Annotated in this window: 6 protein-coding genes and 1 riboswitch (1 of these 7 cut by a window edge); of the genes, 5 read left to right on the forward strand and 1 reads right to left on the reverse strand. The window is 60.7% G+C overall.

Features of this window, described 5'->3' with window-relative positions:
* Positions 1-210: 210 nt before the first annotated feature.
* The 5 genes from KYK33_RS00395 (at position 211) to murI (ending at position 7,136) form a co-directional block, all read left to right on the forward strand.
* Complete coding sequence (locus KYK33_RS00395; RefSeq protein ID WP_224431686.1) at positions 211-1,884, forward strand: sensor histidine kinase; 1,674 nt, start codon at positions 211-213, stop codon at positions 1,882-1,884.
* Positions 1,885-2,013: 129 nt separating this feature from the next.
* A complete protein-coding gene (locus tag KYK33_RS00400) occupies positions 2,014-2,745 on the forward strand; it encodes a LytR/AlgR family response regulator transcription factor (protein WP_224431687.1) in 732 nt (243 codons plus the stop codon).
* 109 nt (positions 2,746-2,854) lie between these two features.
* A complete protein-coding gene (locus KYK33_RS00405) occupies positions 2,855-4,045 on the forward strand; it encodes an L-lactate MFS transporter (protein ID WP_224431688.1) in 1,191 nt (396 codons plus the stop codon).
* 113 nt (positions 4,046-4,158) lie between these two features.
* A riboswitch (cobalamin riboswitch) is annotated at positions 4,159-4,335 on the forward strand.
* A gap of 52 nt (positions 4,336-4,387) precedes the next feature.
* Positions 4,388-6,223 carry a TonB-dependent receptor domain-containing protein gene (locus tag KYK33_RS00410; protein WP_224431689.1) on the forward strand — a complete coding sequence of 612 codons (1,836 nt, stop codon included), beginning with the start codon at positions 4,388-4,390 and terminating at the stop codon, positions 6,221-6,223.
* A gap of 121 nt (positions 6,224-6,344) precedes the next feature.
* A complete protein-coding gene (gene murI, locus KYK33_RS00415) occupies positions 6,345-7,136 on the forward strand; it encodes a glutamate racemase (RefSeq protein ID WP_224431690.1) in 792 nt (263 codons plus the stop codon).
* A gap of 4 nt (positions 7,137-7,140) precedes the next feature.
* Here the strand turns inward: murI and KYK33_RS00420 are convergent, their stop codons facing one another.
* On the reverse strand, positions 7,141-7,529 hold the 3' portion of the coding sequence (locus KYK33_RS00420; RefSeq protein WP_042041186.1) for an RNA recognition motif domain-containing protein. 100 nt of this gene lie beyond the right edge of the window; the window shows 389 of its 489 coding nt (coding positions 101-489); its start codon lies beyond the right edge, outside the window; it ends in the stop codon at positions 7,141-7,143.

The raw sequence follows: 7,529 nt of genomic DNA on the forward strand, positions 1-7,529 counted from the left end.
GCTGGCTTGGCCAGCATAGCACTCCCCCCTGTCGGTGCTCGGCTCAGGCACTGAACAGGATATGACCACAAAGACCCCGTTCCCATGAGCGGGGTCTTTGTGTTTCAGGCGTGACGCGTTAATGTCCCCGCCTTGATCCCGGTCAGCGGCGCCCGGCCCCATAATCCCTATAGTAGGCCGCCAGTCGCGCACCGACCCCCTGAGGTATCCATGCTCGAAAACCAGATGATGTTGCTGGCCGTGTTTGAACGGGCGGCGTTGATGCTGATGACCCTGTTCTTCCTGACCCGCACCCGGCCCTTTCAGCGGCTGTTTCAAAAGCAGAACCATACCCCGGCCGAGCTGGTGCTGGTCGCGGTCATCTTCGGCCTGTTCGCGGTGTTCAGTACCTACACCGGCATTCCGGTGGAGGGGGCGCTCATCAACGTGCGGATCATCGCCATCATCTCCGGCGGTATCCTGTTTGGCCCCTGGGTCGGCATCCCGGCCGGGGTCATCTCGGGGCTGCACCGCTACCTCATCGACATGGATGGCCACACCTCCATTCCCTGTCTTATCGCCAGCATCATCGCCGGCCTGCTGGCGACCTGGATCCACCTCAACTGCCGCAAGTCGCGGCTCTGGCTGTACGGCATACTGGCGGGCATGGCCTGTGAGGGGCTGACCATGCTGCTGATCTGGCTGCTGACCGAGCCCCATGCCGTGGGGGTGGAGATCGTCAACCACATCGCCTATCCGATGATCGCCGGGACGCTCTGCATCGGGCTCATCATCAAGCTGGTGCAGGATCTGGATGATGAGAAGGAGTTGATCGCCGCCAAGCAGGCCAAGCTGGCCCTCGACATCGCCAACAAGACGCTGCCCTTCTTCCAGAAGGTCGATCGTCACTCCCTCGGTCAGGTGTGTGGTGTCATCAGGAGCGAGATCCATGCCGATGCGGTGGCCATCACCGACACCCGGGACGTGCTGGCTTACGTGGGGGTGGGCAAGGATTACTACGAGCTGGACGAGCACCACGCCATCAGCGACATGACCCAGCGCGCCGTGTTGCTGGACCAGATCATCATCAACAACGATCTGCGCCAGTATCATCTGTCGGACTTCCACTCGGTCATCATCATTCCGCTGCGGGAGAACGGCGCCGTCAGCGGCACCCTCAAGATCTACTACCGCCGCACCCACAGCATCACCAGCTCCCTGCGGGAGATGGCGGTGGGCCTCTCCCAGCTCATCTCCACCCAGATGGAGGTGTCGCGCATCGAGCAGCTCAAAGAGATGACCCGCAAGGCGGAGTTCACCGCGCTGCAGAGCAAGATCAACCCGCACTTCCTGTTTAATGCCCTCAATGCCATCTCATCCTTGATCCGCATCCGCCCCCAGCAGGCACGCCAGCTCATCGCCAACCTGGCGGACTACCTGCGCTACAACCTCAACAAGGGGGACGAGCTCATCGACATCCAGGAGGAGCTGCAGCAGGTGCGCGACTACGTGGCCATCGAGCAGGCCCGCTTCGGCGACAAGCTGGAGGTGGTGTTCGAGGTGGACGACGTCCACATTCAGGTGCCCTGCCTGCTGTTGCAGCCCCTGGTGGAAAACGCCATCCTGCACGGCATCCAGCCCCGCAGTGCCCCGGGCCGGGTCACCATAGAGGTGAAGCAGCTGGCGGGGGGTATCCGGGTGGCGGTGCGCGACACCGGTTATGGCATCAGCCAGGCGGTGATCGACGGGGTGGCCGCCGGCCGGGTGGAGAGCCGCAGCATAGGCCTGATGAACGTGCATCAGCGGGTCAAGCTGCTCTATGGGGACGGCCTGCACCTCAAGCGGCTGGAGCCGGGTACCGAAGTCTGTTTCTATCTGCCGAGCCAGGAGGCGATGCCATGTTGAGCGCCACCACTGTTGAAGACGAGTCGCTGACAGGGGAGGCGTTGTCATGTTGAAAGCCATTACTGTCGAAGATGAATGTTGGATGCGGGAGGCGCTGGCCTCTCCTGCGTTCCCTCAGGGGGCAATGCCATGCTGAAAGCCATCATAGTGGAAGACGAATACCTGGCTCGCGAGGAGCTGGTCTATCTGGTGAGCCAGCACAGCACCATAGAGATAGTGGCGAGCTTCGAGGATGGGCTGGAGGCGTTCAAATACCTGCAGGATCACGAGGTGGATGTGGTGTTTCTGGATATCCAGATCCCCTCCATCGACGGTCTGCTGCTGGCCAAGAATCTGCACAAGTCGAGCCATCCGCCCCATATCGTCTTCGTCACCGCCTACAAGGAGTTCGCTGTGGAGGCGTTCGAGCTGGAGGCGTTCGACTATATCCTCAAGCCCTACAACGAGCCGCGCATCATCAATCTGCTGCAAAAGCTCGAACATGCGGGCAAGTCGCAACCGGGGCAGGGAGGGGAGGTGAGCAGCCCGCCCAATCGCACCATCAACCTGGTGAAGGGGGAGCGCATCATAGTCACCCCCTGCGAGCAGATTTACTACGCGGAAGCGGACGAGAAGCTCACCTATGTCTACACCCGCACCGATCGCTACGTGATGACCATGGCCCTCAGCGAGTTTGTCAGCCGCCTGCCGGCGGAGGGGTTCTTTCGCTGCCACCGCTCCTACTGCGTCAACATCAACAAGATCCGCGAGATAGTGCCCTGGTTCAACAGCACCTATCTCATCCGGCTCCATGATCTGCCGTTCGAGGTGCCAGTCAGCCGCAGCAACATCAAGGCGTTCCGTCAGCTGATGCGGCTCTGATTGTCATTCATGCCTGCCGATCTGCATTTCATGCCTTAATCTGCCGGCGCGAGCCGCGTCTTGCCTATAGTGGCCTCAATTTCCTTATGGCCATTCCCCGAGACGCATCATGACTAAAGAGATGAATCGCACCCGGTATCTGACCCTGATCGGTACCATCATCACCCAGTTTGCGCTGGGATCCGTTTACACCTGGAGCCTGTTCAACGCTCAGCTCTCCGACAAGCTGGACGAGCCGGTGAGCCAGGTGGCCTTCGCCTTCGGCCTGCTCAGCCTGTCGCTGGCGGTGGCCTCCTCCCTGGCGGGCAAGCTGCAGGAGCGGTTCGGGGTGCGCAACGTCACCCTGGGGGCTGGCGTGCTGCTTGGCATCGGCTTCTTCCTCACCGCCCATGCCAGCAACCTGGCCATGCTCTACCTCTGCGCCGGCATACTGGTGGGCTTCGCCGACGGGACCGGCTACCTGATGACCCTCTCCAACTGCGTGAAGTGGTTCCCGGAGCGCAAGGGGCTCATCTCCGCCTGCTCGATCGGTGCCTATGGCCTCGGCAGCCTCGGTTTCAAGTACATCAACCTGCTGCTGCTGTCGAACAACGGGCTGGAGGCGACCTTCCAGCTGTGGGGGTTGATCGCCATGTCCATGGTGCTGGTGGGCGGCATGCTGATGAAGGATGCGCCCCAGCAGGCCGCTTCAGTGCAGCAGACCGAGAGCCGCGACTTCACCCTGGCCGAGGCGATGCGCAAGCCGCAATACTGGATGCTGGCGCTGATGTTCCTCACCGCCTGCATGAGCGGCCTCTATGTCATCGGCGTGGCCAAGGACATCGGCGAGAAGATGGTGGGCCTGCCTGCCGTGGTGGCCGCCAACGCCGTCGCCATCATCGCCATGGCCAACCTGGGTGGCCGCCTGATGCTGGGTATCCTCTCAGACAAGATGTCCCGCATCCGGGTCATCACCATAGCCCAGCTGATCACCCTCGCAGGCATGGTGATGCTGCTGTTCGTGCCCCTCAACGCCAACCTCTTCTTCGTGGCGGTGGCCTGCGTGGCCTTCAGCTTCGGCGGCACCATCACCGTCTACCCCTCCCTGGTGAGCGACTTCTTCGGCCTCAACAACCTGACCAAGAACTATGGCGTTATCTATCTGGGCTTCGGGCTGGGCAGCATAATCGGCTCCATTGTGGCCTCTCTGTTTGGCGGCTTTATGGCGACCTTCAACCTCATTCTGGTGTTGCTGGTGGTGGCCCTGGTGCTCTCTCTCACCATCCGACTGCCGGCCCCCAAGGCCAGCTACGCCGACTGAGCCTGAAGCTATTGATAAATCTGACAAACCGGTGCCCATGGGCGCCGGTTTTCGTTTTTGTGAGTAAAAGACGTATAGATGGCTAAATAGCTATACTCTTCTGTCACCCTTTCCTATAATCCCCCCGCTTTGGCGCATCATGCTTAATAGGGAATCCGGTGAGAATCCGGAGCTGGCGCGCAGCGGTAAGGGGGAACGAAGCGACATCAGGGCACTGCCGCAAGGCGGGAAGCCGTCGCCTAGGCACTTGGCCCCCGAGTCCGAAGACCTGCCAAAGTTCGTATTTCTGGCCGAGAGAAACCGGCCAAGGAATAGATACTTACGCGAACTTAAGGATCTGTGATGTCCAAGAAATTTTGGGTGGCTGCCCTGTTGCCGACGGCCGCCTTCGCCCAGTCCACCCTGCCTGCCAATGACACCCTGGTGGTGACCGCCAACCGGGTGGAACAGCCTGTCAGCTCGGTATTGGCCCCCGTTGTGGTGATCGATCGCGCCGAGATCGAAGCCCGCCAGGTACAGAGCCTGCCCGAGTTGCTCAAGACCCTGCCGGGTGTGCAGATCACCACCCTGGGTGGTCGTGGCCACCAGAGCAGCCTCTTTATTCGTGGCACCAACTCCAACCACTCTCTGGTACTGGTCAATGGCCGCCCCATCGCCGCCATGGTGACGGGAGCCCCCGATCTCAGCCAGATCCCCCTCGGCAACATCGAGCGTGTCGAATACATACGCGGCCCGCGTGCGGCCGTCTATGGTTCCGATGCCATTGGTGGCGTCATCAACCTGATCACCCAGACCTCGGCCAAAGAGGGCGGCGAAACCCACCTCAAGGGTGGGGTGGGCAGTCATGGTTATGGCCTGGGTCAACTGCGCAGCGTGCAGGCGCTGGGTGCCAAGACAGATGCCAATCTGATGATCGGTTACGAGCGCGGGGACGGTTACGACGTCGTCGCCGCCGCCCAGCAGCCGGATCGGGATGGCTTTGACAGCCTGAATGGTCAGCTGGGTTTTAATCACGCCTTCAGTGACGCCTGGAGTGCGGATATCAACGCCCAGGGTTATGACAACCAGACCGAGATGGATGACCCCTACCTCAGCTCGGATCAGAGCCGGGTTCAGGCGTTCCAGTATGATGGCGCCGTCAAGTATCAGGCCGAGCACTTCAATAGCCGACTCGAGGCCAGCTATGGCGAGAACAAGCTGAAGAACTGGCTGGCGAGTCAGGGAGAATCCTCTGCCGAGCCGATCCACACCGGGCTGACCCGCTTCTCCTGGTTGAACAGCTGGAGCGGCGTCGAGGGCTTGGTGTTGACCGGCGGTGCCGACTGGCAGCAGGAGCAGCTCAAATCCGATTCGCGCAGCTATGGCCAGGCATTCGATGCCCCGGATCGTGACAACACCGGTTTGTTCGCCGTGGGCAGCTATCGCTGGCAGGCACTGCTGATGGAGCTCTCAGGTCGCACCGACGACAACGAGCAGTACGGCCGTCATAACACCTGGTCGGCGGCCACCGGCCTGGATCTGGACCAGCACCACAATGTGCGGTTGAGCTATGGCACCGCCTTCAAGGCACCGACTTTCCTCGACCTCTATTACCCGGGTTATGAGAATCCGGATCTGAAGCCGGAAGAGAGCAAGAACCTGGAGCTGGACTTCACCGGTCGTTACACCGCCTGGGATTGGTCCGTGAATCTCTATCGCAACCGCATCCAGAACCTGATTGCCTGTCAGAGTGCCTTCTCCAGCTGCAAGCCGGATAACACCGATGCAGACATCAAGGGGATCGAGCTGGCACTGGGTCTGGATACCGGGCCTGTCCATCACGAGTTCAGCTATGACTACACCCGTGCCGAGGACAAGAACGATGACGATCGCCAGTTGCTGCGTCGGGCCAAGAACAAGGCCAGCTGGTTGGCGCAGGTGCAGACCGGCCCCGTGGACTGGTCGAGCGAGCTGCTCTATACCGGCAAGCGTGACGACAAGGACTTCTCCAGCTTCCCGGCCGAGCGGGTCGAACTGGGCTCATATACCCTGCTGAACCTGGCGGCCAGCTATTCGGCGACGTCTCAGCTGACCCTGGGCGGGCGCATCGACAACCTGTTCGACAAACAGTATGAGTCTGCTGTCGACTACCCGGGTCCTGGCACCGAGTTCCGGGTGACCGCGGATTACAGGTTCTGATAAGCCTGCTTATATAAGCACTCCCATTCGCACCCTAAAAACAGGCCCTGTCAGCAGCAGGGCCTTTTCTATTGGCGGGGAGCGGGAGTATGATCGCCCCCTCGCAGCATAGGGGGTGCAGGTGGCTAATATTTTGGTGTTCGATTCCGGCATGGGTGGACTGAGCGTATATCGCGAGATCCGTCAGAGCCTGCCGGACCATAACTACTATTACTGCTTCGACAACGCCAACTTCCCCTATGGCGAGCTCAGTGAATCTGCCCTGATCCAGGCCTGCGTCCGCCTGGTGACCCGGGTGGTGGCCGAACAGGCCATCGATCTGGTGGTGATCGCCTGCAATACCGCCAGCACCATAGCGTTGCCCTCCTTGCGCGCCGCCCTGACTATTCCCGTGGTGGGCGTTGTGCCCGCCATCAAGCCCGCCGCCGCCTTGACCCGCAACGGGTGTATCGGCCTGTTGGCGACGCCGGGCACAGTGGCCCGTCCTTATACCCACGAACTGATTGCCCAGTTTGCGCCGGGCAAACGGGTGTTGCTCAAGGGGACGACTGAACTCGTGGTCGAGGCAGAGCGTAAATTGGCGGGGGGGGCGGTGGATATGGCACTGCTGCGCCATGTATTGGCAGACTGGCTGGAAGGGAGTGAGCAACCGGATACCTTGGTGCTGGGATGTACCCATTTTCCCTTGCTCGATGCCGAAATCCGGCAGCTCATGCCGAATTGCCAGTTGGTGGATTCGGGGGCTGCGGTCGCCAAGCGTGTGACCCATCTGCTGAGCAGTCATGGCATGGCTGCGACAATCGGGGCTCCAGAGGCGCATGCCTACTGCACCCGGCTGGATGAGAAGGCCAAAAAAATAACAGCCCCCTTGCAAGCTTGGGGGCTGTCTACCTTAACTGAAGTCCTGCTCTGAGCGATCAGGCGTCGACGTCGTTCTCACGTTCTTCTTTGTCGCGCTTGTCATTGGCTTCACGCACCTTGAGGGTGCGCTGCTGATACTCTTTGTCATTGAGCGTCGCAATAGCCCTGGCCGCATCGGCAGCAGGCATCTCGACAAAGCCGAATCCCCGGCGCTTGCCAGTCGCCTTGTCTTTCATCAAGCGAACAGAAATCACCTGACCCTGCTCGGCGAACAGCTCGCGCACGGCGATCTCGTTGGCGCGATAAGGCAGGTTGCCTACATATAAGGTACAAGTCTCTTGGCTGGCACCATTGGCTGCCATGGCCACGGGTGCCTTATTCAGGAACAGAGGGACCACGAAGCCACCAATCGCCAAGCCAGCGGCGAAGATCACCTCGGCTTTCA

Origin of the sequence: Aeromonas rivuli (genome assembly GCF_020149575.1) — a bacterium.
GTDB lineage: Bacteria > Pseudomonadota > Gammaproteobacteria > Enterobacterales > Aeromonadaceae > Aeromonas > Aeromonas rivuli.